19 protein-coding genes, 3 tRNA genes and 3 rRNA genes are annotated in these 26,290 nt (G+C 46.0%); 7 read left to right on the top strand and 18 right to left on the bottom strand.

The window, feature by feature from the left end; genetic code table 11:
• Positions 1-12: 12 nt before the first annotated feature.
• The 14 genes from cysK to H1A11_RS01720 all read right to left on the bottom strand — a co-directional run bounded on the left by cysK (position 13) and on the right by H1A11_RS01720 (position 14,049).
• Positions 13-963, bottom strand: coding sequence for a cysteine synthase A (cysK, locus tag H1A11_RS01785; protein ID WP_131225911.1), 951 nt, complete (start codon positions 961-963; stop codon positions 13-15).
• 298 nt (positions 964-1,261) lie between these two features.
• Positions 1,262-2,323, bottom strand: coding sequence for a 3-isopropylmalate dehydrogenase (gene leuB, locus H1A11_RS01780; RefSeq protein ID WP_117966782.1), 1,062 nt, complete (start codon positions 2,321-2,323; stop codon positions 1,262-1,264).
• 4 nt (positions 2,324-2,327) lie between these two features.
• The gene (locus H1A11_RS01775) at positions 2,328-2,570 is read right to left on the bottom strand and encodes a hypothetical protein (RefSeq protein ID WP_025834589.1); all 243 of its coding nucleotides are present in this window, start codon (positions 2,568-2,570) and stop codon (positions 2,328-2,330) included.
• A gap of 12 nt (positions 2,571-2,582) precedes the next feature.
• Positions 2,583-4,124, bottom strand: a complete 1,542-nt coding sequence (locus tag H1A11_RS01770) for an alpha-isopropylmalate synthase regulatory domain-containing protein (RefSeq protein WP_131225910.1) — start codon at positions 4,122-4,124, stop codon at positions 2,583-2,585.
• On the bottom strand, positions 4,114-4,713 hold the full coding sequence (gene leuD, locus H1A11_RS01765; RefSeq protein ID WP_117601589.1) for a 3-isopropylmalate dehydratase small subunit: 600 nt from the start codon (positions 4,711-4,713) through the stop codon (positions 4,114-4,116). Before leuD ends, H1A11_RS01770 begins: the two co-directional genes overlap by 11 nt.
• Positions 4,714-4,822: 109 nt before the next feature.
• A complete protein-coding gene (gene leuC / locus H1A11_RS01760) occupies positions 4,823-6,217 on the bottom strand; it encodes a 3-isopropylmalate dehydratase large subunit (RefSeq protein ID WP_131225908.1) in 1,395 nt (464 codons plus the stop codon).
• A 42-nt stretch (positions 6,218-6,259) separates the two neighbouring features.
• A complete protein-coding gene (locus H1A11_RS01755) occupies positions 6,260-7,756 on the bottom strand; it encodes a 2-isopropylmalate synthase (protein WP_005835565.1) in 1,497 nt (498 codons plus the stop codon).
• A gap of 365 nt (positions 7,757-8,121) precedes the next feature.
• Positions 8,122-8,388 (bottom strand): hypothetical protein, encoded by a 267-nt coding sequence (locus H1A11_RS01750; RefSeq protein ID WP_117966787.1) that lies wholly within the window; start codon positions 8,386-8,388, stop codon positions 8,122-8,124.
• Positions 8,389-8,511: 123 nt separating this feature from the next.
• Positions 8,512-8,622, bottom strand: a 5S ribosomal RNA gene (gene rrf, locus H1A11_RS01745).
• Positions 8,623-8,695: 73 nt separating this feature from the next.
• Positions 8,696-11,573: ribosomal RNA gene (locus H1A11_RS01740) — 23S ribosomal RNA — on the bottom strand.
• A 121-nt stretch (positions 11,574-11,694) separates the two neighbouring features.
• Positions 11,695-11,768, bottom strand: a tRNA-Ala gene (locus H1A11_RS01735).
• Positions 11,769-11,824: 56 nt separating this feature from the next.
• A tRNA-Ile gene (locus H1A11_RS01730) sits at positions 11,825-11,898 on the bottom strand.
• Positions 11,899-12,033: 135 nt separating this feature from the next.
• Positions 12,034-13,560, bottom strand: a 16S ribosomal RNA gene (locus H1A11_RS01725).
• The 16S, 23S and 5S rRNA genes sit together here with 2 tRNA genes alongside, the layout of an rRNA operon.
• A 258-nt stretch (positions 13,561-13,818) precedes the next feature.
• On the bottom strand, positions 13,819-14,049 hold the full coding sequence (locus H1A11_RS01720) for a hypothetical protein (RefSeq protein ID WP_181757639.1): 231 nt from the start codon (positions 14,047-14,049) through the stop codon (positions 13,819-13,821).
• A 766-nt stretch (positions 14,050-14,815) separates the two neighbouring features.
• Here H1A11_RS01720 and sppA point away from each other — a divergent pair.
• The 5 genes from sppA to H1A11_RS01695 all read left to right on the top strand — a co-directional run bounded on the left by sppA (position 14,816) and on the right by H1A11_RS01695 (position 19,736).
• Positions 14,816-16,585, top strand: a complete 1,770-nt coding sequence (sppA, locus tag H1A11_RS01715; protein ID WP_181757638.1) for a signal peptide peptidase SppA — start codon at positions 14,816-14,818, stop codon at positions 16,583-16,585.
• Positions 16,586-17,716, top strand: a complete 1,131-nt coding sequence (gene lpxK / locus H1A11_RS01710) for a tetraacyldisaccharide 4'-kinase (protein WP_131225906.1) — start codon at positions 16,586-16,588, stop codon at positions 17,714-17,716. It begins immediately after the preceding gene.
• Positions 17,655-18,464 carry a purine-nucleoside phosphorylase gene (locus tag H1A11_RS01705; protein WP_005835556.1) on the top strand — a complete coding sequence of 270 codons (810 nt, stop codon included), beginning with the start codon at positions 17,655-17,657 and terminating at the stop codon, positions 18,462-18,464. Before lpxK ends, H1A11_RS01705 begins: the two co-directional genes overlap by 62 nt.
• A 6-nt stretch (positions 18,465-18,470) precedes the next feature.
• On the top strand, positions 18,471-19,520 hold the full coding sequence (thiL, locus tag H1A11_RS01700; protein ID WP_005828671.1) for a thiamine-phosphate kinase: 1,050 nt from the start codon (positions 18,471-18,473) through the stop codon (positions 19,518-19,520).
• Between the two features lie 143 nt (positions 19,521-19,663).
• Positions 19,664-19,736 (top strand) — tRNA-Phe (locus H1A11_RS01695).
• Positions 19,737-19,783: 47 nt separating this feature from the next.
• On the opposite strand, the gene H1A11_RS01690 is transcribed toward H1A11_RS01695, so the two are convergent.
• Positions 19,784-20,248: a DUF2867 domain-containing protein gene (locus tag H1A11_RS01690; protein ID WP_117601152.1), complete on the bottom strand. Its 465-nt coding sequence runs from the start codon at positions 20,246-20,248 to the stop codon at positions 19,784-19,786.
• Between the two features lie 167 nt (positions 20,249-20,415).
• On the opposite strand from H1A11_RS01690, the gene H1A11_RS01685 reads away from it, so the two are divergent.
• Positions 20,416-21,180, top strand: a complete 765-nt coding sequence (locus H1A11_RS01685) for a LuxR C-terminal-related transcriptional regulator (RefSeq protein WP_117601101.1) — start codon at positions 20,416-20,418, stop codon at positions 21,178-21,180.
• A gap of 2 nt (positions 21,181-21,182) precedes the next feature.
• Here the strand turns inward: H1A11_RS01685 and H1A11_RS01680 are convergent, their stop codons facing one another.
• Positions 21,183-21,767 (bottom strand): nucleotidyltransferase domain-containing protein, encoded by a 585-nt coding sequence (locus tag H1A11_RS01680; RefSeq protein WP_117601102.1) that lies wholly within the window; start codon positions 21,765-21,767, stop codon positions 21,183-21,185.
• Positions 21,768-21,893: 126 nt separating this feature from the next.
• On the opposite strand from H1A11_RS01680, the gene H1A11_RS01675 reads away from it, so the two are divergent.
• Complete coding sequence (locus H1A11_RS01675) at positions 21,894-23,954, top strand: 3'-5' exonuclease (protein ID WP_129643401.1); 2,061 nt, start codon at positions 21,894-21,896, stop codon at positions 23,952-23,954.
• Between the two features lie 10 nt (positions 23,955-23,964).
• Here the strand turns inward: H1A11_RS01675 and H1A11_RS01670 are convergent, their stop codons facing one another.
• Both H1A11_RS01670 and H1A11_RS01665 read right to left on the bottom strand, forming a co-directional pair.
• Positions 23,965-24,585 carry a CatB-related O-acetyltransferase gene (locus H1A11_RS01670; protein ID WP_005828836.1) on the bottom strand — a complete coding sequence of 207 codons (621 nt, stop codon included), beginning with the start codon at positions 24,583-24,585 and terminating at the stop codon, positions 23,965-23,967.
• A 14-nt stretch (positions 24,586-24,599) separates the two neighbouring features.
• Positions 24,600-25,892: an MATE family efflux transporter gene (locus H1A11_RS01665; protein WP_034523111.1), complete on the bottom strand. Its 1,293-nt coding sequence runs from the start codon at positions 25,890-25,892 to the stop codon at positions 24,600-24,602.
• Between the last annotated feature and the right edge of the window lie 398 nt (positions 25,893-26,290).

The raw sequence follows: 26,290 nt of genomic DNA, 5'->3' as shown, positions 1-26,290 counted from the left end.
ATCGTTCAGTATTTATTCCAAAGGATAGGTATCGAAAGCAAACAGTTCTGTTGACAAATAGCGTTCCCCCGTATCGGGCAGTAGGGCAACAATCATTTTATCCGCAAATTCAGGGCGTTCGGCCAGCAACCGTGCCGCATATACCGCTGCACCGGATGAGATGCCGGCCAGCAAGCCTTCCGTAGAAGCCAGCTCCCGTCCTCCACGAATGGCCTCGTCATCGGGTACCGGAATAACCTCGTCTACTACAGAAGCATCATAAATGGAAGGAATAAAATTGGCTCCAATCCCCTGGATGCGGTGCGGTGCGTCTTCCCCTCCTTCCAGGACCGGAGAGGAGGCAGGTTCTACAGCCACAACATAGACATCCGGATTGTGTTTCTTCAAGGCACGCGCCACTCCACAGACCGTGCCGCCCGTGCCCACACCGGCAACAAAAACAGTAACTTTGCCATCCGTGTCCGTCCAGATTTCTTCCCCCGTAGTATGTTCATGAGCCTTGGCATTGGAGGGATTCTCAAACTGTTGCAGAATAACCGCACCGGGTATCGCATCCCGCAGTTCTTTCGCTTTGGCAATGGAGCCGGACATACCTGCCAGCCCGTCGGTCAGTACAATCTCCGCGCCCAAGGCTTTCAACAGATTACGGCGTTCCACACTCATGGTCTCCGGCATGGTCAATATCAAATGGTATCCCTTGATGGTTGCCACCATCGCCAGTCCCACGCCGGTATTGCCACTGGTAGGTTCAATAATCGTAGCTCCGGGTTTCAAAGCCCCACGTGCCTCGGCATCCTCAATCATGGCAAATGCCACACGGTCCTTCACGCTTCCCGCCGGATTAAAAGATTCCAGTTTTGCCACTACGTTTCTTTTCAATCCGTATTTACGGCTGTATTCAGCCAATTCCATCAAAGGAGTATGCCCAATCAACTCCGTCAGGTTCTTTGCAATTTTCGCCATAATCTTATTGTCTAATACATTCTTCCCGCACATACTTGCGGTGCATGGATATGCTGACAAAGATATGCAAATTCCAAGAAATAAACCGTGCGGGAAAGGAAAGATTATGCTGCCATCTACCAAAGCTTAACACGAATAAAGAGGATGAAAGGATATGAAACGATTGAAGAAGGAAAAATGGGAAGGAAGAACCATATCTGACAATCAGCGACTTCCCACTGCAAAGATGGTGCATGCTTTTTGCAGAACTTTACAGTGGGAAGTTACTGATGGACAGAACAGTAATGGGATACTGGCATCAAGACTTCTTAAGATAGTCTACAATCCAAGCGCCCACTTCCTTGGTACCGTATTTGTCTCCACCTTCTACTTGAATCTCCGGTGTACGTACATTCGCATCGAGTGAAGCATCCACTGCCTTGCGAATCAACGCCCCTTCCTCTTTCAGGTCGAAGTATTCGAAAAGCATGGCTACAGACAAAATTTGCGCCAGCGGATTGGCTATATTCAAACCTTTCGCTTGCGGCCAGGAGCCATGAATAGGCTCGAATACCGGCGTGCTCTCTCCCGTAGAAGCAGAAGGCAGCAATCCCATAGAGCCACTGATGCAGGAACCCTCGTCCGTCAAAATATCGCCAAACGTATTTTCCGTAACCATTACGTCAAAGAACTTCGGCTCTTGAATCATCTTCATAGCGGCGTTGTCCACAAACATATAGTCGGTTGTCACTTCGGGATATTGCGGTGCCATTTCCTGGGCAATCTGTCTCCAAAGGCGGGAAGAGGCAAGCACGTTGGCTTTATCCACCACCGTAAGATGTTTGTTACGTTTCATGGCATATTCAAATCCGACTTTCAGGATACGTTCAATCTCAGGACGGGTATACATGTTCGTATCATACGCCTTGTCATTGTCCTGGTATTTCTCACCGAAGTACATGCCACCGGTCAGTTCGCGGATACAAAGGAAATCGGCACCATCCACCAGTTCCGCACGAAGGGGAGACTTATGGAGCAGACATTTGAAGGTCTGTACGGGACGGATGTTGGCAAACAGTCCCAGTTTCTTGCGCATAGCCAGCAAGCCCTGCTCGGGACGCACTTTGGCAGTAGGGTCATTGTCGAATTTCGGGTCACCTACGGCAGAGAACAATACAGCATCCGCATTTTTACAAGCCTCATAAGTGGCTTCGGGAAACGGGTCACCCACCTTGTCTATCGCGTCTGCACCGCAGATGGCATATTCATAGTTCACTTTATGTCCGAACTTCTCACACACGGCAGTCATCACATCCACGCCTACGGTAGAGATTTCGGGGCCGATACCGTCACCGGCCAACACTGCAATTTTAAAATCCATTGTTTTATTTATTATTTAAAAGTTCATCTATCTTCTTTTTGTTTGCAAGATTCTTGCGGCGATACCGGTCACCCCACACAAAACCAGCTGTCAATATAAGGGTATTGATGGCTGACATAAGATACTCGTCCGCATCCAACTCGCCGCTCCACCAACGCAGAAAGAGGTTGAAAGCAAAAAGCAAGCCTGCATACAACGCATAGCATACATAAGGACGCCTCTCAAAAAACGATTTCTTTTTCTCCATAAGATCCATTTTTTATGATTCGTATTCGTCTTCTATGATATTCAACATCTTCACCGTCGCCTTGATGGCCGCTTCCGTCTGGTCTGCGTCCAATCCGCGTGTACGGAATATCGTATCTTCAAAACTCCAGGTAATAACCGTCTGCACAAAGGCATCGGTACGCCCGCCGGGAGGAATGGTCACGGCATAGTTCGTCAGCATCGGGAACTTACGGCCCAGTGTCACTTTATATATCTTGCGCAAGGCGCGCACAAAAGCATCATACTGGCCATCTCCACTGGAACTTTCCTCATATTCCTTTCCGTTGATTTCTATCTTCAACGTAGCCATCGGCTTCAATCCATACGCCAGATTCACAATATAGCTCTTAAGGCTGACGCGTTCTTCTGCCATTCCGTGCTTCAGTACGTCCGAAACAATATAGGGCAGGTCTTCTTGCGTCACCAGTTCCTTCTTGTCGCCCAGCTCAATGATGCGTTCGGTCACTTTGCGCATGGCATCTTCATCCAGTTGTAATCCCAAGTCCTCCAAATTCTTCCGGATATTGGCTTTACCGCTGTTCTTGCCCAGGGCATACTCTCGCTTGCGGCCAAAGCGTTCGGGCAGAAGGTCGTTGCAGTAGAGGTTACTTTTATTGTCACCGTCGGCATGGACGCCTGCCACTTGGGTAAATACATTCTCGCCCACAATCGGTTTATTGGCAGGGATTACGATACCCGAGTAGGACTCCACCACACGGCTTACATCGTTCAGGCGGCTTTCGTCAATGTTGGTAATGGCATTGAAGTGGTCTTTCAGGATAGCCTGCACACTGGCAAGCGGAGCATTGCCGGCACGTTCGCCCAGGCCGTTGATGGTAGTATGCAGTCCCTTACAACCGCTAAGTACGGCGGCAAGCACATTGCTCACGGCAAGGTCATAGTCATTGTGGGCATGGAAGTCGAAATGGGCATGCGGATAGCGTTTCACCATCTTGCGCATGAACTCGATGACTTGTAGCGGGTTCAATACGCCCAATGTGTCAGGTAACATGTAACGGCGGATATTGGTCTGCTCCAAGGCGTCCATCAGACGGAACACATATTCCGGAGAATCTTTCATGCCGTTGCTCCAGTCTTCCAGATAGACATTCACTACCATATCCTGCTCGTTAGCGTAATCCACTACGGACAGAATATCCTCGATATGCTCTTCGGGAGTCTTCTTCAACTGGTAGGTGCAATGCTTCAGCGAGCCTTTGCACAGCAGATTGATGACACGGCAACCGGTCGCATGTATCCAGTCCACCGACGTGTGGCCATCTACAAAGCCAAGTACTTCTACTCTTGGCAACTGATTACGGCGTGCCGCCCAGTCACAAATCATTTTTACGGCATCAAACTCTCCTTCGGATACCCGCGCAGAAGCCACCTCTACCCGGTCTACCTTCAATTCCTCCAGCAACAAACGGGCAATCATCAGCTTCTCATGGGGCACAAAGGAGACTCCGCTGGTCTGTTCACCGTCGCGGAGCGTAGTGTCCATGATTTCTATCTTCGGATGATTATGCTTCATTTTTATTCTCCCAAGCTTCTATCTTATCTTTATTCTCAACCAGAAAATCGATGTCATCCAAGCCATTCATCAGGCAATGTTTCTTGTAGGCATTGATTTCAAAATGTTCGCTCTTGCCCGTAGCCTTGTTGGTGATGGTCTGTTCGGGCAGATTCACTTCCACTTCCATCTTCGGATTGGCAGAGATAGAGTCGAATAACTCTTTCAGGAACGGCTCACTTACCACCACCGGAAGCACAAAGTTGTTCAGTTCATTGTTCTTGTGTATATCGGCAAAGAAGCTCGATACCACCACGCGGAACCCGTAACCGGCAATGGCCCATGCAGCATGCTCACGGCTGGAACCGGAACCGAAGTTCTTTCCCGCCACCAGAATCTGTCCACCGTAAGTGGGATTGTTCAAAACAAAGTCCTTGTTCAGAGAACCGTCCGGATGATAGCGCCAATCACGGAACAAATTATCTCCGAAGAACTTTTCCTCACGGGTAGTAGCTTTCAGAAAACGTGCAGGGATTATCTGGTCTGTATCCACATTCTCTAATGGAAGAGGCACACAAGTACTGGTTATTATATCAAATTTTGTCTTCATCTTTGTATTTACGATTTACAATTTACGATTGAAAATACTCTTGATTTACCTTTGTTGAACGATGTTTGATTTACGAAGTAATTTTAATCGTAAATCGTCCAATCGTACATCAAATCAGCGTTCTCGGGTCAGTAATTACTCCAGTCACTGCCGCTGCTGCAGCTACAAGCGGGCTGGCAAGCAGTGTTCGGGAACCCGGCCCCTGGCGTCCTTCAAAATTACGGTTACTGGTAGACACTGCATACTTTCCGGCAGGCACCTTATCGTCGTTCATTGCCAGGCAAGCGGAGCAACCCGGTTGGCGAATGGCAAAACCGGCCTCTTCCAAAATCTTGTCCAGTCCCTCTTCGCGAATCTGTGCATCTACCATCCAGGAGCCCGGAACCAGCCATGCCACTACATTCCCGGCTTTCTGACGACCTTTCACAATGGAGGCAAATGCACGGAAATCCTCAATGCGCCCATTGGTGCAGGCACCCAAAAACACATAGTCAACCTTCTTACCCAGCAAAGGTTCTCCCGGTTGGAAACCCATATAGCTCATAGACTTCATGAAAGAGGTCCGGGCAGCTTCTCCCATGCCTTCGGTAGTAGGAATATGTTGTGTGATACCCATACCCATGCCCGGGTTGGTACCGTATGTAATCATCGGTTCAATATCTTCGGCAGCAAAACGGACTTCCTTGTCGAACACTGCATCCTCATCACTCTTCAATGTTTTCCAATAGGCCAATGCCTTGTCCCATGCCTCACCCTTCGGAGCATATTCGCGTCCTTTAATATACTCGAAAGTGGTCTCATCCGGAGCAACCATACCGCCGCGGGCACCCATCTCTATACTCAGATTGCACAAGGTCAGACGGCCTTCCATAGTCAGACCACGCACAGCTTCTCCGGCATATTCCACGAAATATCCCGTAGCGCCGCTGGTCGTCATCTTCGACATCATATACAATGCTACATCTTTTGCCGTCACTCCCTTGCCAAGTTTGCCGTCGACAGTGATGCGCATTGTCTTAGGACGGGTCTGAAGGATACATTGCGAGGCCATTACCATTTCCACCTCACTCGTACCGATACCGAAAGCCACTGCTCCCATCGCCCCGTGGGTGGAAGTATGCGAGTCACCGCAGACAATGGTCATGCCAGGCAGGGTCAGCCCGCGTTCCGGACCTACTACATGGATAATTCCGTTCTTCTTGTCCATCATGCCGAAATGGACCAATCCAAACTCTTCCGCATTCTTGGCCAGTGTATCTACCTGAGTCTTTGAAACCGGGTCTTCAATCGGCTTGTCCTGGTCATGCGTCGGCGTGTTATGGTCGGGCATACAGAAAATCTTTTCCGGACGGAAACACTTGATTCCACGTTCGCGCAATCCTGAAAAGGCTTGCGGGCTGGTTACTTCATGACAATAAAGCCGATCAATATAAAGCTGTGTGGGACCGTCTTCCACTTTCTGTACCACATGGGCATCCCAGATTTTATCAAATAATGTATTCATCTCTTTATGTACAATTTAGCTATTTACAATTTACGATTAAAATCACATCTTAAACTTATTGATACAGTCGATGTACGCTTCCACTGATGCCGCGATAATATCCGTATTGGCACCGAACCCATAATAAATATGATTATCGTATTCCACCTGCATATGTACCTTACCCATATCGTCGCTACCCTTGCTGATAGCCTGGATGGTGAATTCCTTCAATGTCATATGGCGGTCGATAATCTTCTTCAAAGCCTTGATAGCGGCATCTACCGGACCGTTTCCACTGGCAGCGGCTTCAAACTTCTCACCGGAGATGTTCAATCCCAAGCTGGCAACCGAACGAACCCCCACCCCACTGGTCACCTGAAGATATTCCAGTTTGATACGGTGGTTCTGCGTACGATTTGCCCCTGCCAATACCAGAATATCGTCATCATTGATATCTTTCTTCTTATCGGCAAGTTTCAAGAACTCTTCATACACTTTGTCCAGCTTCTCCTGATCCAGCTGTACTCCCAATATCGACAAACGATTCTTCAAGGCTGCACGTCCGCTACGGGCTGTCAATACGATAGAATTATCATCAATACCCACATCATGCGGGTCAATGATTTCGTACGTCTGCACATTCTTCAATACACCGTCCTGGTGAATACCCGACGAATGGGCAAAAGCATTGCGACCTACAATAGCCTTGTTGGGCTGCACCGGCATGTTCATCAGGCTGGACACCATACGGCTGGTTGGATAAATCTTCTGTGTATTGATGTTGGTCTCGATTTCTATGTCCTTGTGACATTTGATAATCATCGCCACTTCCTCAAGAGAAGTATTGCCGGCACGTTCACCAATACCATTGATGGTTACCTCCACCTGGCGGGCACCATTCAGCACGCCAGCCATTGTATTGGCAGTAGCCATGCCCAAGTCATTGTGGCAATGAGTAGAAATAATGGCATTATGAATACCGTTGACATGTTCCATCAGATATCTTATCTTCGCGCCATACTCATCAGGCAAGCAATACCCCGTTGTATCGGGAATATTCACCACAGTAGCACCTGCCTTGATAACAGCTTCTACCACCCGTGCCAAATATTCATTATCCGTTCGGCCTGCATCTTCGGCATAGAACTCTACATCATCCACATACTTACGTGCATACTTTACGGCAGCCACTGCACGCTCTATTATTTCCTCGCGATTGGAATTGAATTTATATTTAATGTGCGAGTCAGATGTACCGATGCCAGTATGGATACGTTTATGCTTGGCAAATTGCAAAGCCTCTGCTGCCACATCAATATCTTTCTGTACGGCACGTGTCAAGGCGCAGATGGTGGGCCATGTCACAGCCTTTGATATCTCAATGACCGAATTGAAATCTCCCGGACTTGAAATCGGAAATCCGGCTTCAATCACGTCCACCCCCAGGGCTTCCAGTTGTCTGGCTACCTGAATCTTTTCCACTGTATTCAATTGGCATCCCGGAACCTGCTCGCCATCGCGGAGCGTTGTGTCGAAAATAAATAATTTGTCACTCATTGCTTTATTGTATTTAATTTATGTCCCATAAAAAAAGCCTTTCGCACTTGGAAGTGAGAAAGGCTTCATATATCATTGCATCTTACATATATATTCACGCACAGCACTCACTTCCACTAAACTTTGCCAGTAGAATAATAATACCACACAGTAGAATATATGTAAAGTTCTGAATCATCTTCTTTTTTGTTTTGACGTTGCAAAGGTAGATATTATTTCGTATCACACAAACAAATTCATTACTTTTTTCAAAGAAACAGTTTCATTTTATAAGTTAGCATTCACCTATTACTTAAATATATCACAAAAAAGGCATACTTTACAGTATGCCTTTTCCTATTGCACAATTTAATACAAGTCTTGAATTACTTTTTATCACAAGCTTTCTTGCAATCTTCTTTCTTATCACAAGCAGCTTTATCACAAGCCTTCTCACATTTCGCACTGTCACAAGCAGCAGAGTCAGCACCCTCACAGCAAGCCTTAGCAGAGTCACACACTTGTTCTGTTTTTGCTGCGCAGCAAGAATCCACCTCAGTTACATTAGAATCTGCAGCCTTTTTGTTGCCACAAGATGTCACTGCGAAAGAAAACGCTACCGCAACGGCAGCCAATAAAACTTTAGTCTTCATACTTTCAATTTGCTTTAAACGTTGATATAAAATTAGTTCGACGCAAATATACGAAAAGTTTATGAGACCGCCAAAACGAACGAAGCCTCCGTATCCTTATCAGACACGGAGGCTTCTTCTGAAAAACGGCGACTACCTACTCTCCCACTGTTACGCAGTACCATCGGCGTGACCGGGCTTAACTTCTCTGTTCGGAATGGGAAGAGGTGGAACCCCGGTGCTGTAGTCACCTGAATAAGGTAGACATGATGCGAAAAAAGCAAAGCATTCATTTATGGCTGAACGTATATACCTCCATACAAGGCAAGGCAAAAAGTGAACGGGCAATTAGTAACGCTCGGCTATGACATCGCTGCCTGTACACCTGCGTCCTATCAACGTTGTAGTCTACAACGACCCTGAGAAATCTAATCTTGTGGCTGGCTTCGTACTTAGATGCTTTCAGCACTTATCCAATCCCGACTTAGATACCCGGCAATGCACCTGGCGGCACAACCGGTAAACCAGAGGTCAGTCCAACACGGTCCTCTCGTACTAGTGTCAGAGCCACGCAAATTTCATGCGCCCACGATAGATAGAGACCGAACTGTCTCACGACGTTCTGAACCCAGCTCGCGTGCCACTTTAATGGGCGAACAGCCCAACCCTTGGGACCTTCTCCAGCCCCAGGATGTGACGAGCCGACATCGAGGTGCCAAACCCCTCCGTCGATATGAGCTCTTGGGAGGGATCAGCCTGTTATCCCCGGAGTACCTTTTATCCTTTGAGCGATGTCCTTTCCATACAGAAACACCGGATCACTATGCTCTAGTTTCCTACCTGATCGACTTGTGAGTCTCCCAGTCAAGCGCCCTTATGCCATTACACTCTGCCGACGGTTACCAATCGTCGTGAGGGCACCTTTAGAAGCCTCCGTTACGCTTTTGGAGGCGACCACCCCAGTCAAACTACCCACCAAACAGTGTCCCCGCAACAGCGGGTTAGAACTCAAATAATCAAAGGGCCGTATTTCAACAGCGGCTCCACGAACACTGGCGTGCCCGCTTCAAAGCCTCCGGCCTATCCTACACATCAATTACCCAAATTCAATGTTAAGCTATAGTAAAGGTTCACGGGGTCTTTTCGTCCCATCGCGGGTAATCGGCATCTTCACCGATACTACAATTTCACTGAGCTCACGGTTGAGACAGCGTCCAGATCATTACACCATTCGTGCAGGTCGGAACTTACCCGACAAGGAATTTCGCTACCTTAGGACCGTTATAGTTACGGCCGCCGTTTACTGGGGCTTCAATTCAACGCTTCTCTTGCGATGACGTCTCCTCTTAACCTTCCAGCACCGGGCAGGTGTCAGGCTGTATACTTCATCTTTCAATTTTGCACAGCCCTGTGTTTTTGTTAAACAGTTGCCTGGACCTATTCTCTGCGCCTCAATTGCTTGAGGACCCTTTATCCCGAAGTTACAGGGTCAGTTTGCCTAGTTCCTTAACCGTGAATCACTCAAGCGCCTTAGTATATTCAACCCGACTACGTGTGTCCGTTTGCGGTACGGGTACCGTAAGGATTAAGTTTAGCGGATTTTCTTGGAAGTATGATTACACGCACTATTGGATTGTCCAGAAGGACGCTCCATACTGTCAGGTTCGACTCTCATTCCGGATTTGCCTGGAACAATCAACATCTACACCCTTCAACGGACTATTCCGTCAGTCCGCGGCGCTGTCACGACTCCGTCTCCACGTCACTCCTTAAGGTAGTACCGGAATATTAACCGGTTCTGCCATCGGCCTCGCCGTTCGGCTGAGCCTTAGGACCCGACTTACCCTGATCCGATTAGCGTTGATCAGGAAACCTTAGTCTTTCGGCGAGGGGGTTTCTCACCCCCTTTATCGTTACTTATACCTACATTTGCTTTTCCACACGCTCCAGCAAGGCTCACGCCTTACCTTCGACGCAGAGTGGAATGCTCCCCTACCGATGATTTCTCATCCCAAAGCTTCGGTAGAATACTTATGCCCGATTATTATCCACGCCAAACTCCTCGACTAGTGAGCTGTTACGCACTCTTTAAATGAATGGCTGCTTCCAAGCCAACATCCTAGCTGTCTTAGCAATCTGACTTCGTTAGTTCAACTTAGTATTCATTTCGGGACCTTAGCTGTTGGTCCGGATTGTTCTCCTTTAGGACATGGACCTTAGCACCCATGCCCTCACTCCTGACATAGAACTGACACGCATTCGGAGTTTGTCAAGACTTGATAGGCGGTGAAGCCCTCGCATCTTATCAGTCGCTCTACCTCATGTCAGTATAAGTCAAGGCTGCACCTAAATGCATTTCGGGGAGTACGAGCTATCTCCAAGTTTGATTAGCCTTTCACCCCCACCCTCAGGTCATCCAGAAGCTTTTCAACGCTTATTGGTTCGGTCCTCCAGATGGTGTTACCCATCCTTCAACCTGCCCAAGGGTAGATCACTTGGTTTCGCGTCTACTCCTTCCGACTATACGCCCTGTTCAGACTCGCTTTCGCTTCGGCTGCGGATCTGAGATCCTTAACCTCGCCGGAAAAAGTAACTCGTAGGTTCATTATGCAAAAGGCACGCCGTCACACTAAAAGTGCTCCGACCGCTTGTAGGCACATGGTTTCAGGAACTATTTCACTCTTCTGTTCGAAGTGCTTTTCACCTTTCCTTCACAGTACTGGTTCACTATCGGTCTCTCGGGAGTATTTAGCCTTACCGGATGGTCCCGGCAGATTCACGCAGAATTCCTCGTGCTCCGCGCTACTCAGGATACCACTAGGCTTCGGTTGGCTTCGCATACGCAGCTATCATGCTCTATGGCTGTACTTTCCAGAACATTCTGCTCACCAACTTTCTTGCCACAACGTGGTCCTACAACCCCACACATGCCGTAACATGGATGGTTTGGGCTGTTCCCCGTTCGCTCGCCACTACTGGGGGAATCATTATTTATTTTCTTTTCCTGCAGGTACTAAGATGTTTCAGTTCCCTGCGTTAGCCTCCCGCATTGCGGGATGATATCCCTTCAGGATATCGGGTTGTCCCATTCGGAAATCCGCGGATCAAAGGTCATTTGCACCTACCCGCGGCTTATCGCAGCTTATCACGTCCTTCATCGCCTCCGAGAGCCAAGGCATCCGCCATGTGCCCTTACTTACTTTTTGTCTTACCGATCACGTATGGTCGATATATACTTTCAGCTTTCAACTTTACTTTTTTGGTCACATCATGTCAAAGATCGTTGTTAAGGATTAAGGATTAAAGATAATTCCTAATCTTGAGAAGTGGAGAATAACGGATTCGAACCGTTGACCCCCTGCGTGCAAAGCAGGTGCTCTAGCCAGCTGAGCTAATCCCCCTTCACCATTGATGAAAGACCCGCTAAATCGTAACCGGTCGGTCACCAACTGAGAAGTAGTCCCAGGCAGAGTTGAACTGCCGACCTCTACATTATCAGTGTAGCGCTCTAACCAACTGAGCTATAGGACTGTCAGTCAAACCCTCGCCTTACGGCTCGGCTTCTACTTTTCTCGTATATTTTAATAAACAAGTACGCGCAGTACAAGAGGTTCTTATGGAAGCATAACTTCAAGAACCAACGATCGAGTCGAGACGTCACTCCAGAAAGGAGGTGTTCCAGCCGCACCTTCCGGTACGGCTACCTTGTTACGACTTAGCCCCAATCACCAGTTTTACCCTAGGGCGCTCCTCGCGGTTACGCACTTCAGGTACCCCCGGCTTTCATGGCTTGACGGGCGGTGTGTACAAGGCCCGGGAACGTATTCACCGCGCCGTGGCTGATGCGCGATTACTAGCGAATCCAGCTTCATGGAGTCGGGTTGCAGACTCCAATCCGAACTGAGAGAGGTTTTAGGGATTAGCATCACGTCGCCGTGTAGCTGCCTTCTGTACCCCCCATTGTAACACGTGTGTAGCCCCGGACGTAAGGGCCGTGCTGATTTGACGTCATCCCCACCTTCCTCACATCTTACGACGGCAGTCTCGACAGAGTCCCCAGCATAACCTGATGGTAACTATCGATAAGGGTTGCGCTCGTTATGGCACTTAAGCCGACACCTCACGGCACGAGCTGACGACAACCATGCAGCACCTTCACAAATGCCTTGCGGCTGATCTGTTTCCAGAACATTCATTTGCAATTTAAGCCCGGGTAAGGTTCCTCGCGTATCATCGAATTAAACCACATGTTCCTCCGCTTGTGCGGGCCCCCGTCAATTCCTTTGAGTTTCACCGTTGCCGGCGTACTCCCCAGGTGGAATACTTAACGCTTTCGCTTGGCCGCTTACTGTATATCGCAAACAGCGAGTATTCATCGTTTACTGTGTGGACTACCAGGGTATCTAATCCTGTTTGATACCCACACTTTCGAGCATCAGCGTCAGTTACAGTCCAGCAAGCTGCCTTCGCAATCGGAGTTCTTCGTGATATCTAAGCATTTCACCGCTACACCACGAATTCCGCCTGCCTCTACTGTACTCAAGACACCCAGTATCAACTGCAATTTTACGGTTGAGCCGCAAACTTTCACAACTGACTTAAGCATCCGCCTACGCTCCCTTTAAACCCAATAAATCCGGATAACGCTCGGATCCTCCGTATTACCGCGGCTGCTGGCACGGAGTTAGCCGATCCTTATTCATACGGTACATACAAAAAGGCACACGTGCCTAACTTTATTCCCGTATAAAAGAAGTTTACAACCCATAGGGCAGTCATCCTTCACGCTACTTGGCTGGTTCAGACTCTCGTCCATTGACCAATATTCCTCACTGCTGCCTCCCGTAGGAGTTTGGACCGTGTCTCAGTTCCAATGTGGGGGACCTTCCTCTCAGAACCCCTATCCATCGATGGCTTGGTGGGCCGTTACCCCGCCAACAACCTAATGGAACGCATCCCCATCAATGACCGAAATTCTTTAATAGCTGAAAGATGCCTTTCAGATATACCATCGGGTATTAATCTTTCTTTCGAAAGGCTATCCCCGAGTCATCGGCAGGTTGGATACGTGTTACTCACCCGTGCGCCGGTCGCCAGCAAAGAAAGCAAGCTTTCTTCCTGATGCCCCTCGACTTGCATGTGTTAAGCCTGTAGCTAGCGTTCATCCTGAGCCAGGATCAAACTCTTCATTGTAAAAGTATCGTGACTGCGCAAATTAAAAAATTAATGTGCGACAGCTTGTTATCTGTTCAGGACGCTCGAATTCAAAAGTTTATCTTTACCTATATAAAATAAGTATTGACGGTTCTCTTGTTTTACCCAAGGCTTTCCCCATTGATAAGGAAAAACCTTGCTCTTGTACTACTTGTATTGTTTATGTAAATCTGTTCAAAGATCGCTCGTTTCACGATTGCTGTTCTTTTCAGAAAGCGGATGCAAAGGTAAGAACTTTTAAGTATATCCTCCAAATATTTTCGGAAGTTTTTTTTCTTTTTTTCTCTCTTTTCTCTTTCCTCGTCGTCTCTCTTGTCGAAAGGGAGGCAAAAAGAAAAAGAAAGAAGAACCAGGCACCGTTTCTTTTAAAAGAATGTCAACTCGCGCTGCTTTCATTTTCAAAAGCGGGTGCAAAGGTAAGAACTTTAAAGCATAACTTCCAAATATTTTCAGAAGTTTTTTTTTCATTTTTCTTTTCCAAGGCTGAAGTTCCGGAAGAAACCGATGGCAAAGAAGAGAAAAATGTAAACTTACCGCTCCGTTTTACTGTCAGAATGTCAAAACATCGCCGCCTTCGTTCCCGAAAGCGGATGCAAAAGTAGGCCTTTTATGGACATCTGCAAAATTTATACACGGTTTTTTTGAGAGATTCCATGAACTTTTTCATAACTCACTGATTGATAGATATGTTTTAAAGCATGTTTTTTAAAGGAAACTGGGATAAGGAAAGGAAGGGACACATTATATATATACGCGCGCGAAATACAAGCTCCAATTCATACCTTGACATAGACCACTGAACGACAGGCACCGCGCTTGCGAATCACAAAGAGAACTGACAATAAACCTGCGAAAGGCTACATCCGGAAAGCACGGAAACTAAACGGGAACTAATGAACAACTTTTCTCACCACAGATATGTTTCTTTCTTTCCACACCCGTGTTTCTTTCTTACCACAGCTGTGGTAAGAAAGAAACACGGGTGTGGAAAGATTAGTTCTTAGGAGAAATAGATTCAGAAAGTAAGAAGACAGCAATTATACTCTGGCATTTTACAAACTAACTATCCATAAAGAACGAAATGACATACTTCAAAGATAAAAGAAAAGAGAATGAAATCTCCCATAATACTGTGACAAACCGAAAAACTCAGCGACAGATAGGGTAAATATCAACCTAATTATTTATCTTTGTTAGCTTTTAAAAGTTAGCATACTAAAAACAATAAAGTACAATGAAAGATTTTCTGAAGTTTACGTTTGCCACCATTACCGGCATCATCGTATCAGTCGTTGTTTTAGTTTTCATCAGTATTCTGGTGGTTTTCAGCATGGTATCATCTTCGGAGTCGGAAACGCAAGTACGCAAGAACTCCATTATGATGCTGGATTTGAATGGCGCACTGGCTGAACGCAGCCAAGACAATCCGTTCGATGCTCTTATGGGAGACAATTATAAGACCTATGGCCTGGATGATGTCCTCTCCTCTATCAAAAAAGCAAAAGAGAATGACAACATTAAAGGTATCTATATAGAAGCAACTTCGCTGGGTGCAGGATTTGCTTCACGCGAAGAAATACGCAATGCATTGAAGGATTTCAAGGAATCGGGAAAATTCATCGTAGCTTATGGTGACAGCTATTCCCAAGGTCTTTATTATCTGTCAAGTGTAGCCGACAAGGTGTTGCTGAACCCGCAAGGTATGGTCGAGTGGAGGGGCTTGGCCGCTACCCCCATGTTCTTCAAGGATTTGCTGGCCAAAATCGGAGTGGAAATGCAGATATTCAAAGTAGGTACCTACAAATCGGCTGTAGAGCCTTTCATCTCTACCGAAATGAGCCCTGCCAACCGTGAACAAATCGACGCTTACCTGACCTCCATCTGGGGACAAGTGACCAATGATGTTGCAGAATCACGCAAAATATCTGTAGACTCACTGAACGCCATTGCCGACCGCATGTTGATGTTCTATCACGCAGAAGAAAGTGTGCAATGCGGACTGGTCGATACATTAATATATAAGAATGATGTGCGCAACTACCTGAAAGCGATGGTAGGCATCGACAAAGACGACCGCATGCCCGTACTTGGTTTGCAGGACATGATTAACGTAAAGAAGAACGTTCCCAAAGACAAAAGTGGAAATGTGATTGCCGTATACTATGCCTATGGAGAAATTGACGGTGGTTCATCTTCTGCCTCCAGCGAAGAAGGCATCGACTCTAAAAAGGTGATTAAAGACCTGCGCAAGCTGAAAGATGACGAAGATGTAAAAGCGGTAGTATTACGCGTAAACTCACCGGGCGGAAGTGCCTATGGTTCAGAACAGATATGGTATGCCGTCAGCGAATTGAAGAAAGAGAAACCGGTCATTGTTTCCATGGGTGACTATGCAGCTTCAGGAGGTTACTACATTTCTTGTAATGCAGACACCATCGTGGCCGAGCCTACCACACTGACGGGTTCTATCGGCATCTTCGGCATGTTCCCCAACGCAAAGGGGCTGACTGATAAAATCGGGGTAAATTTTGATGTAGTGAAAACCAATAAATACGCAGACTTCGGCATGCTGACACGCCCGATGAATGACGGTGAAAAAGGGCTGATGCAAATGTATGTGAACAACGGATATGACCTCTTCCTCACCCGCTGCTCCGATGGCCGAGGCATCAGCAAGGAAGACCTGGATAAAATTGCCCAAGGTCGTGTATGGACCGGAAGCAAGGCCAAGGAACTAGGACTGGTCGACGAATTGGGTGGTTTGGACAAAGCTTTGGACATTGCCATTGCAAAGGCCGGAGTAGATGCCTATACCGTGATGAGCTATCCGAAAAAGGAAAGTTTCTTTGAAAGCCTGATGAACACCAATCCGGGTAACTACGTCAAAGCACGCATGCTGAAAGGCACAATGGGCGAGATATACCAGCAGTTCAGCGTCCTGGAGAATTTTGACAAATGTGACCGTATACAAGCACGTGTACCCTTTGAACTGAATATTCAATAAATGGAAGAAAACTTTATCAAGATATATCATTGGCTATATCCCCTATCATGGCTTTATGGAATAGGGGTATGCTTGCGAAATAAACTCTTTGACTGGGGCTGGCTCCGGTCAAAGAGTTTTGACGTTCCAGTAATATGCGTGGGCAACCTTGCTGTGGGCGGAACTGGCAAGACGCCACATACCGAATATCTGATAAAGCTATTACAAAAAAACGGAGTGAATGTAGCCACCCTCAGTAGGGGTTACAAGCGTAAAAGCCGAGGCTATGTACTGGCCGATGACAAGAGCAATGTACGGCAAATAGGTGACGAGCCATATCAAATTAAAAATAAATTCCCCAATGCACGGGTAGCGGTAGACGAAAACCGTTGTCACGGCATTGAGCAACTGCTGAAACTGGAAAATCCCACTGTAGAAGCCATCATCCTGGACGACGCCTTCCAACATCGCCATGTAAAAGCCGGACTGAACATTCTACTAACCGATTTTCACCGGTTACTATGCGATGATGCCTTGCTCCCTGCCGGAAGACTCCGCGAACCTTCAAGCGGTAAAAACCGGGCACAGATGGTCATCGTCACCAAATGTCCGGATGACATCAAGCCGATAGACTTCAACATCATAGCCAAACGGCTCCACCTCTATCCATACCAACAACTGTATTTCTCCAGATTCCGCTATGGAATGTTGACCCCGCTATTTCCCGAGAAAACGAACAGCTGGGAAGTGCTCTCCTCCCTCACCGGAGACGAGCAAGTACTGCTGGTGACAGGCATCGCCTCCCCCGCCCCCTTGCAGAAAGAAGTGGAATCTTACACGCCGCACGTCAAATTGCTGTCATTTGATGACCATCATGACTTTACTCCCAAGGATTTATTGCAAATAAAGGAACAATTCCTGCACCTGGAAGAGTGGAAAAGACTGATAATCACCACGGAGAAAGATGCGGCAAGGCTGAAACTCCATCCCGCACTGGACGAAACACTAAAGCCGTACATCTACGTGCTGCCGATAGAAATAGAAATTTTACAAAATCAACAATATATATTTAACCAAAACATTATTGGCTATGTTAGAGCGCATTCAAGAAACAGCAGCCTTTCTGAAGGGAAAGATGCACACCCAGCCTGAGACAGCAATCATCCTCGGTACCGGACTCGGCAGTCTTGCCGGTGAAATCACTGAAAAGTATGAGATAAGGTACGAAGAAATCCCCAACTTCCCCGTCTCTACCGTAGAGGGACACAGCGGAAAACTTATCTTCGGCAAACTGGGCCATAAAGACATCATGGCGATGCAGGGACGTTTCCATTTTTACGAGGGCTATTCCATGAAGGAAGTAACCTTCCCGGTACGTGTAATGCGCGAACTGGGTATCAAGACCTTGTTCGTTTCCAATGCCAGTGGAGGCACAAATCCGGATTTTGCGATCGGCGACCTGATGATTATCACCGACCATATAAACTACTTCCCCGAACATCCATTGCGTGGCAAAAACATACCTTACGGCCCTCGTTTCCCGGATATGAGCGAGGCCTATGACAAAGAGCTGATTCGTAAGGCCGACGCCATTGCAGCAGAAAAGGGCATCAAGGTTCAGCACGGTGTCTATATCGGTACGCAAGGTCCCACATTCGAAACACCTGCGGAATACAAGATGTTCCATATTCTGGGTGCCGATGCAGTGGGCATGTCCACCGTGCCGGAAGTCATCGTGGCAAATCATTGCGGAATCAAAGTGTTCGGCGTATCTGTCATTACAGACTTGGGGGTAGAAGGTAAAATCGTAGAAGTTTCTCACGAAGAAGTGCAGAAAGCTGCAGACGAGGCACAACCGAGAATGACAGAGATTATGCGTGAATTGATTAATAGAGCATAAGAAAGCATGAGAACAGAAATAGCTACCCTCGGTGAATTCGGCCTCATCCGTCACCTCACCGAAGGCATTGAACTAAAGAATGAGTCGAGCCGATATGGTGTCGGAGATGATGCTGCCGTCCTCTCCTACCCGGCCGAAAAGGAAGTGCTCGTTACTACCGACTTGCTGATGGAAGGCGTCCATTTCGACCTTGTGTATGTACCGCTCAAGCATTTGGGGTATAAATCGGCCGTAGTCAATTTCTCCGATATCTATGCCATGAACGGCACACCGAAGCAGATTACCGTTTCCTTGGGCATATCCAAGCGTTTCAGTATAGAAGACATGGAGGAACTCTATGCCGGCATCCGTTTGGCTTGCGAAGAATATGATGTTGACATCGTGGGAGGAGACACCTCCGCTTCCTATACCGGGCTTACCATCAGCATCACCTGCATAGGCGAGGGTGAGAAAGGAAAAGTGGTCTACCGCAATGGTGCCCGCGAAACCGACCTGATTTGCGTCAGCGGCGACTTGGGTGCCGCCTACATGGGACTACAGCTTTTGGAACGCGAAAAGGCGGTGCTCAAAGGAGGTGACAAAGACTTGCAACCGGACTTCTCGGGGAAGGAGTATCTTCTGGAACGTCAATTGAAGCCCGAAGCACGCCGTGACATCATTCAGAAACTGGCAGAAGAAGGTATACAACCCACCTCCATGATGGATATATCGGACGGCCTTTCTTCGGAATTACTGCATATCTGTACCCAAAGCAAAGTGGGTTGCCGCGTCTACGAAGAACATATTCCTATCGACTATCAGACGGCTGTAATGGCAGAAGAATTCAATATGAACCTGAGCACTTGTGCACTGAACGGAGGCGAGGATTATGAGTTATTGTTCACCGTCCCCATTGCCGACCATGAAAAAGTTGCCGAAATGGAAGGCGTCAAGCTGATTGGCCATATCACCAAACCAGAATTAGGCTGCGCACTAATTACCCGTGACGGCCAAGAGTTTGAACTCAAAGCACAAGGATGGAATCCTTTGAAGGAAGAAGAAGCGGAAAAAGCATAACTATAAAACTTTTTCAGTATTTTTTCTCAAATCATAAACGCTGATAATTAGCTACATAGCCAATCATCAGCGTTTTTTATTATGAAAGCTATTGCATAGTCCAAAAGTTTCACTACCTTTGCAACCGCAAAAGAGATAAACATGGTGCCATAGCTCAGTTGGTAGAGCAAAGGACTGAAAATCCTTGTGTCCCCGGTTCGATTCCTGGTGGCACCACTCAAATAAATACTCCCATTGAAATGATAATATTTCAATGGGAGTATTTATTTACACCCACTCCCCCTATCCCCAGCAACATGCTTTAAGATAGACTTTACTATTATCCCATGAAAAGGTCTGATAATAAAGAAATATGCCCTTCCCAGCCAATTATTGTACTTCACAACAGTAGTAATCCGAAGTTCTTGTTTTCCTTCGTGATATTCCCCACACCACATGGACACATGGAAATCAAGATGCTTATCCAGCATTCCGAGAATTTCTTCATGCAGATTTTTATCCAAGACCATATCTGTAAATCTGGTTGCTGTATCCAGTCCTAATGGCTTTACAATCGCATTCCTGAAATTCATGAGCCAACCAATCCATTTAGGAAATCGGCTGAAGGCAAGATTGCGAAAATCTTCCGGTGTCAATGCCTGCCCAGTGACCATCACTTTAGAAAAAGAATCTATATAATCTACAGGAAAATAATTCTTTATTAAGCTGTCTGCCGGTATATCTTTCATCTTATCACATATTGAATTTATTACTCGTTTGCTTTTCATTCACGACGTCCCCAATGACATGGCCTACAAAAGTAGCCACTTAATCCAACCCTACAACATATTCTTAAAAATAATATTATCCCGTAAAAGATAAAGCTCAAAAGAAAATTATCAGTTATCTTTGTTCCATGACTACCAACAAGACAACTCCCAAAGAATTATGGGCAAGACAGCAGATTAGCGGTCCCGATGTGGACTATGATTTGTGGAACAAGAAAAGAATATCCGTGCAAGCGTTCTCACAAATGAGTCAGAGCTGTATTTTTACAGTTGACGTATTTAAAGAGAGATACGATTTTGCATCCGACAGTTTTGCCCATCTTTTCGGATACAATCCCACTTGGATAAAGACAATCAGGCAACAAGGCGATTTACTGGAAGAGAGAATACACCCTGATGACAGAATTCAACTCACAGAATGCCAAATCGAGCATGGACAGTTCATCTACTCACTCCCACCGGAAGAAAGAAATGACTACCGGCAAATATTTCAATTCCGTATGTTGAATGCACGGCAACAGTATATCAATGTAAGCAGCCGGCAACAAGTCATAGAAACAGACCGGAATGGTAAAGCCTGGATAATCATGGGAGTAATGGACATACTTCCCGACCAGACCCCTATCGAAAGAATCAAACGGACGGTGGTGAACAGAAAAACGGGAGAGATACTTCCAACATGCACTGTTTCTCCCGACAAACAATTATCCAACCGGGAGAAAGAAATATTACGACTCATCCGACAAGGTTTTCTAAGCAAGGAAATCGCTTACCAGCTGGGAGTGAGCATCTATACTGTGAACAATCACCGGAAAAACATCCTAAGCAAGTTAGATGCCAACAATATAATGGAAGCCATCCATATAGTAGAAAATCTTGGTATCTACCTCTAAGATTACGGAAGCCAACCGAGACTGTCCGCCAACTGATTTGTTTTGCGCCACTCTTCAAGCTCCTTATAAGTGCGGACACCTCCCGTAAAGACAGCATGATAAATCTCTATACCTGGAATCGTTACACCATCCGGCACATCGAATTTGATTTGCAATATCGTTTTCCTAATTTCAGGAGTAAGGCGCTCCGCAATAGCGGCAGTCACCTTTTCTACAACACCATCATACCTGGAACCTTTCCGGATGTGAATCATATCAAACTTCCAAGTATTCTGTTCTCTATCCTTATATAAAGCATGCCACTCCATGCACTCTTCCTCCGTATGGATAAGGTTCCTATATTGTATTTCCTGCAAAGGCAATCGTTCCGCAAGTTCCCGGAGGACCGAAAAACTCTCTCCTACATCCAACCTATCGGTATAAATATGGATATCTATATCCCTACTTTTCGCCAACAGCCCGGTACGGAGTGAGCCCACCAAATGAACGGTTGCTCCAATGCGCTCCCATGCTTCAATAATACGGGTATCTTCCAATACTTTCCATGCAGATTGCTGATTCTGCCTTGCAAGCTCATGAATATCCATTTACCTCCACTTTTTTGAATGTGCAAAGATATAAAACTTCCCAATATATAGCTATAAATAGCCATTTCCCTTCCCGATACAATACACTAATTTTGCACACTGTCTTATTTTTAGCAACAACTAATTATGGCATTCAATCAAACAGAGAAACAAGAGAAAGAATATTTAAAGCAAATAATCAGTTTTCTGAAAAAGGTTATCGGTAATACCGACGCATCAGTGAAAGACCACGTCGACACCTTGGCAGAATACAAAGACTATATCTGGTCCAACAAAGACATCGACCCGCACGAGATACGCTCCATGCGCGAAAGCATCCTAAACCATTTTGCCTTGGGGGAAAGTGTAATCAACAAGCGTAAGCGGCTCACCAAGATACTTGCCATTCCTTACTTCGGACGAATTGATTTTTTGGAAAAGAAAGAAAACAGCAAAGTGATGCCTATCTATATAGGTATCCATACCTTCTATGACCCGGAAAGTCGAGCTACCCTTATCCATGACTGGCGAGCACCCGTTTCGAGCATGTTCTATGACCATGAATTAGGAGAAGCAGGCTATCGGTCTCCATCGGGAGAGATTAAAGGAGTAATTTCCCTAAAACGCCAATACAGAATTCGGGGCGGCAAAATGGAATTTATGATTGAAAGTGCCCTGACCGTCCATGACGACATTCTGCAAAAAGAGTTAAGTTCCAATGCAGATGACAAGATGAAAAATATCGTTGCCACCATCCAACGGGAACAGAACCGGATTATCCGCAACGAAGATATCCGCACGCTTATTATTCAAGGAGTGGCCGGCTCTGGAAAAACATCCATAGCCCTGCACCGCATAGCCTACCTGCTCTATACCTTCAGAGACAGCATCTCATCAAAAGATATTCTGATTATCTCCCCCAACAAAGTGTTTTCCGATTATATCTCCAACGTCCTCCCCGAACTTGGGGAAGAAACCGTGCCCGAAACCAGTATGGAACAAATACTCTCCGGAGTGTTGGAACACAAATATAAGTACCAAACATACTTCGGGCTAGTGAATGAACTGTTAGAAAAGCCATCCTCAAGCCTCATCGACAGAATAGCCTATAAAGCCTCTTTCGGCTTCATTTCAGAGCTTGACAAGTTTATCCTCCACATAGAGAACACCTACTTCAAGGCAGCAGACGTGAAGCTGACCAAATACATCACCATACCTGCCCCGTTTATTGAAGAACAGTACCTACGTTTCAACCGTTATCCCATACGCCGACGATTTGATGCTATGGCTGATTATATGCTGGATATGTTGAAAATACAATACGCCTTTACGGTAACCACCGCCGGCAGAAACCTTTTGAAAAAAGAAATCAGACTAATGTTTGCAGGCAATAACGACATTCAAGTCTACAAAGATTTCTTTAAATGGACAAATAATCCCGGAATGTTCAAAATGCGAAAGGGACATACACTCGAATACTCAGACTTGGCACCGCTGGCATACCTACACTTGGCATTGGAGGGAAACGGGAACCAGCCATTCAGAGTCAAACATCTGTTGATAGATGAGATGCAGGACTATTCGCCCATACAGTACAAGGTAATACAGAAACTCTTTCCATGCCGGAAAACCGTGTTGGGCGATGCAGGACAGTCCGTGAATCCTTATGGCTCATCCACAGCAGAAACTATCCAAAAGTCACTTACTGCAAGTGAAATCATGAAATTGTGTAAGAGTTATCGTTCCACCTTCGAGATTACGGATTTTGCGCAAAAGATTCATCCTAACGCAGAGCTGGAACCGGTTGCCCGGCATGGAGAAAAGCCACAAATCCTGCAGTTCGGCAGTGCCGTAGAAGAACTGTCCGGCATTATGGGGCTAATCTCCACTTACCGGAAATCCGGATATAAGTCTCTTGGCATCATATGCAAGACGGAGCAGCAAGCCAGGAAGATGGCAGACATGCTGAAATCATATGCCAATGATATCAGCTTCCTATCAAGTCAAAGCTCCGCATTTGTGCAAGGCATCGTCATCACCTCTGCCCACATGGCAAAAGGGCTTGAGTTTGACGAAGTCATTATTCCACAGACGGATGAGAGAAATTACCGTTCGGAGATTGACAAGAGTATGCTTTATGTAGCTGTAACCAGAGCTATGCACCGCCTAACCTTGACATTTCACGAGGCAAGACCGGCAACTCACTGATGATGGATTATTAAGGAAATCTATCCCAACAGCCTTGTACAAGATGCGGCAAGTAACAGCGTATCTCATCAATCGACCAATCCCACCATTGCAGCCGCAATAATTTCTTCACCACATCCTCATCAAAACGTTTCCTGATTTCTTTGGCAGGAGTTCCCCCTACAATTGTATAAGGGGGAACATCTTTAGTCACAACAGCACGTGCACCAATAATCGCCCCATCTCCTATATGAACACCAGCCATTATCACCGCTTCATAACCAATCCAAACATCATTACCTATTATAATATCTCCTTTGTCATCCCATGCATCCGTTATGTCCGATTTCTTCAATCCCCACTCTTCGTAAAATAAAGGAAATGTATAAGTAGACAGAGATTTCAACGTATGATTGGCACAGTTGAACAGAAATTTCGTACCGCAAGCAATGGAACAGAATTTACCAATAACCAGCCTCTCCTGATGGATGGGGTAATGATACAGCACATTGTTTTTCTCGAACAACAAAGGGTCAGCTACAAAATCATTATAAATAGTATAGTCACCAACCTCTATTCGAGGATCCTTTACAACAGCATTAAGATATACGGTTTGCTTATCTCCCGTACGCGGATATATTTTAGTCATCATAATTCGATATGTTTCTAATATTGTTTACTTCTTAAATAGAAAACCGATTGCAGTGCCAGCAAAATCACAAAAAGGTATTCTGCCGTTAAGTAAATAGCCAAGGATGCATGAGTGCAAGCGCTTAACCAATAAAGATACCCCAAATACACGACAGTGGTAGTCACTTGGAAAAGAAAAGTAATCCGGGTTTTACCGGTCCCTCCAACTGCGTTGAGATATACATAGCCTGGCAAGGCAAAGGTATAATTCAGCAACGTCACAACAAAAGGGATGAAAGCCTGCTCTGTTAACAGTTCGTTATCTGTATAGATTCCTATTATCAAGCGATTACAGCATACAGCTACCCCTATCAGTGGAAATCCAACAGAATAGCCCAACCTCAGTATCTTACGGCAGATAATGAAAACAGCCCTCCTTTCTCCAGCCCCAATCGCATTACTGACCAGCGAACCCGTAGTGACCGCAAAAGAATTGACTATTACAAAAAAGACAGCAGATACACTTCGCGTAATATTGGAAATGGCTAATTCCGTTTTACCCAAATGTTCCACCGCCACAAAAAACAAGAGCCACGGAGCTACGCTGATAAAGGCATGAAGCATGCTCCATACCGACAAGCTCAGCACATCTACCAACAGCTTTCCGTCATATACCGGTTTCAATCCATATTTCCCTTTATCTATTTTCAGCCATACGTAGAAAAGAAGCATCGCCAAAGAACCCATCTCTGCCAGAGAAGAAGCAATGGCAGCTCCCGATATTCCCAGTCCTCCAACGAATATCAGAATATAATTCAAAGGAATATTAATCACTACTGCAACGGCTGCAGCCCACGATAATGCCCGAGTGCATGTTATTCCCACAAGAAAAGAACGGATAGCCAAAAACGGAAACGAAAACAGCAAACCGAAACTGCGCCAGTCCAGATACTGAATTACAGCCCGATAAATCTCCGGTGAGGAAATCAACCTTCCCAATATGAAAGGAGAACTTGCCTGCATCAGCAGACAAAGCAAAATGGCCAATCCCGATAAAAAGAAGAAACCTTGAAAGAATATCTTCCCAGCCTTACCATAATCACATTCTCCATTCCTTCGGGCAATCATCACCTGCAATCCGATACTAAATCCAAACCCAAGCATGTAGATCGCCAAATAATAAATCCCTGCAATGGCAGATGCTCCCAATTCCACCTCGCCAACGTGACCTAAGAAAACAGCATCGGTTATATTTATCAGCTGCTCCATCAAAATGCTCATCATTACCGGAAAGTTGATAAGCCATATCTGTTTATATGTATAATGCATTGCTCAACAATAAAATAGCACAAAACAACACACTGTACAAGTACAGCATGCTATCCTGCAAATTCATGAATAAAAGGATATACAATCTCTATGGCAAACGGGGCATCGCTTGCCAGATAGCTGAATAGCTTTATCAAGCAGGGCTATTCGTTGAGCGTAGCTATATACAGAGCTTCATAAAAGGTGAATATGTTTGTTCATTCAAGATATAGTGCAAAAGTACAGAAAAAAATGTGCCAAAGTTCAGTTTAGGGCATAAAAAAAGGAGTACCGCTGTACTCCAACCTTTGTTAACCTTAAATCTAATACTATGAAAAACACATTGCAAATGTACGGAATTTTGGGACATTGACAAACTTTCCAAGAAAAAAAGCATGTTTCATAACACATTTTAATAA

It is taken from the genome of Bacteroides sp. CACC 737 (assembly GCF_013874375.1).
In the GTDB taxonomy this organism is placed as follows: domain Bacteria; phylum Bacteroidota; class Bacteroidia; order Bacteroidales; family Bacteroidaceae; genus Bacteroides; species Bacteroides uniformis.
This window is presented reverse-complemented; position numbering and strand designations above follow the sequence as displayed.

Coding starts and splice junctions, on each gene's coding strand:
- leuD (WP_117601589.1), bottom strand. CDS start 4,713: ATGAAGACAAAATTTGATATAATAACCAGTACTTGTGTGCCTCTTCCA.
- H1A11_RS01665 (WP_034523111.1), bottom strand. CDS start 25,892: ATGCATTATACATATAAACAGATATGGCTTATCAACTTTCCGGTAATG.
- cysK (WP_131225911.1), bottom strand. CDS start 963: ATGGCGAAAATTGCAAAGAACCTGACGGAGTTGATTGGGCATACTCCT.
- H1A11_RS01705 (WP_005835556.1), top strand. CDS start 17,655: ATGTTAGAGCGCATTCAAGAAACAGCAGCCTTTCTGAAGGGAAAGATG.
- H1A11_RS01755 (WP_005835565.1), bottom strand. CDS start 7,756: ATGAGTGACAAATTATTTATTTTCGACACAACGCTCCGCGATGGCGAG.
- H1A11_RS01720 (WP_181757639.1), bottom strand. CDS start 14,049: ATGAAAAAAAAACTTCTGAAAATATTTGGAAGTTATGCTTTAAAGTTC.
- leuC (WP_131225908.1), bottom strand. CDS start 6,217: ATGAATACATTATTTGATAAAATCTGGGATGCCCATGTGGTACAGAAA.
- lpxK (WP_131225906.1), top strand. CDS start 16,586: ATGGAAGAAAACTTTATCAAGATATATCATTGGCTATATCCCCTATCA.
- H1A11_RS01685 (WP_117601101.1), top strand. CDS start 20,416: ATGACTACCAACAAGACAACTCCCAAAGAATTATGGGCAAGACAGCAG.
- sppA (WP_181757638.1), top strand. CDS start 14,816: ATGAAAGATTTTCTGAAGTTTACGTTTGCCACCATTACCGGCATCATC.
- H1A11_RS01675 (WP_129643401.1), top strand. CDS start 21,894: ATGGCATTCAATCAAACAGAGAAACAAGAGAAAGAATATTTAAAGCAA.
- leuB (WP_117966782.1), bottom strand. CDS start 2,323: ATGGATTTTAAAATTGCAGTGTTGGCCGGTGACGGTATCGGCCCCGAA.
- H1A11_RS01670 (WP_005828836.1), bottom strand. CDS start 24,585: ATGATGACTAAAATATATCCGCGTACGGGAGATAAGCAAACCGTATAT.
- H1A11_RS01750 (WP_117966787.1), bottom strand. CDS start 8,388: ATGAAGACTAAAGTTTTATTGGCTGCCGTTGCGGTAGCGTTTTCTTTC.
- H1A11_RS01775 (WP_025834589.1), bottom strand. CDS start 2,570: ATGGAGAAAAAGAAATCGTTTTTTGAGAGGCGTCCTTATGTATGCTAT.
- H1A11_RS01770 (WP_131225910.1), bottom strand. CDS start 4,124: ATGAAGCATAATCATCCGAAGATAGAAATCATGGACACTACGCTCCGC.
- H1A11_RS01680 (WP_117601102.1), bottom strand. CDS start 21,767: ATGGATATTCATGAGCTTGCAAGGCAGAATCAGCAATCTGCATGGAAA.
- thiL (WP_005828671.1), top strand. CDS start 18,471: ATGAGAACAGAAATAGCTACCCTCGGTGAATTCGGCCTCATCCGTCAC.
- H1A11_RS01690 (WP_117601152.1), bottom strand. CDS start 20,248: ATGAAAGATATACCGGCAGACAGCTTAATAAAGAATTATTTTCCTGTA.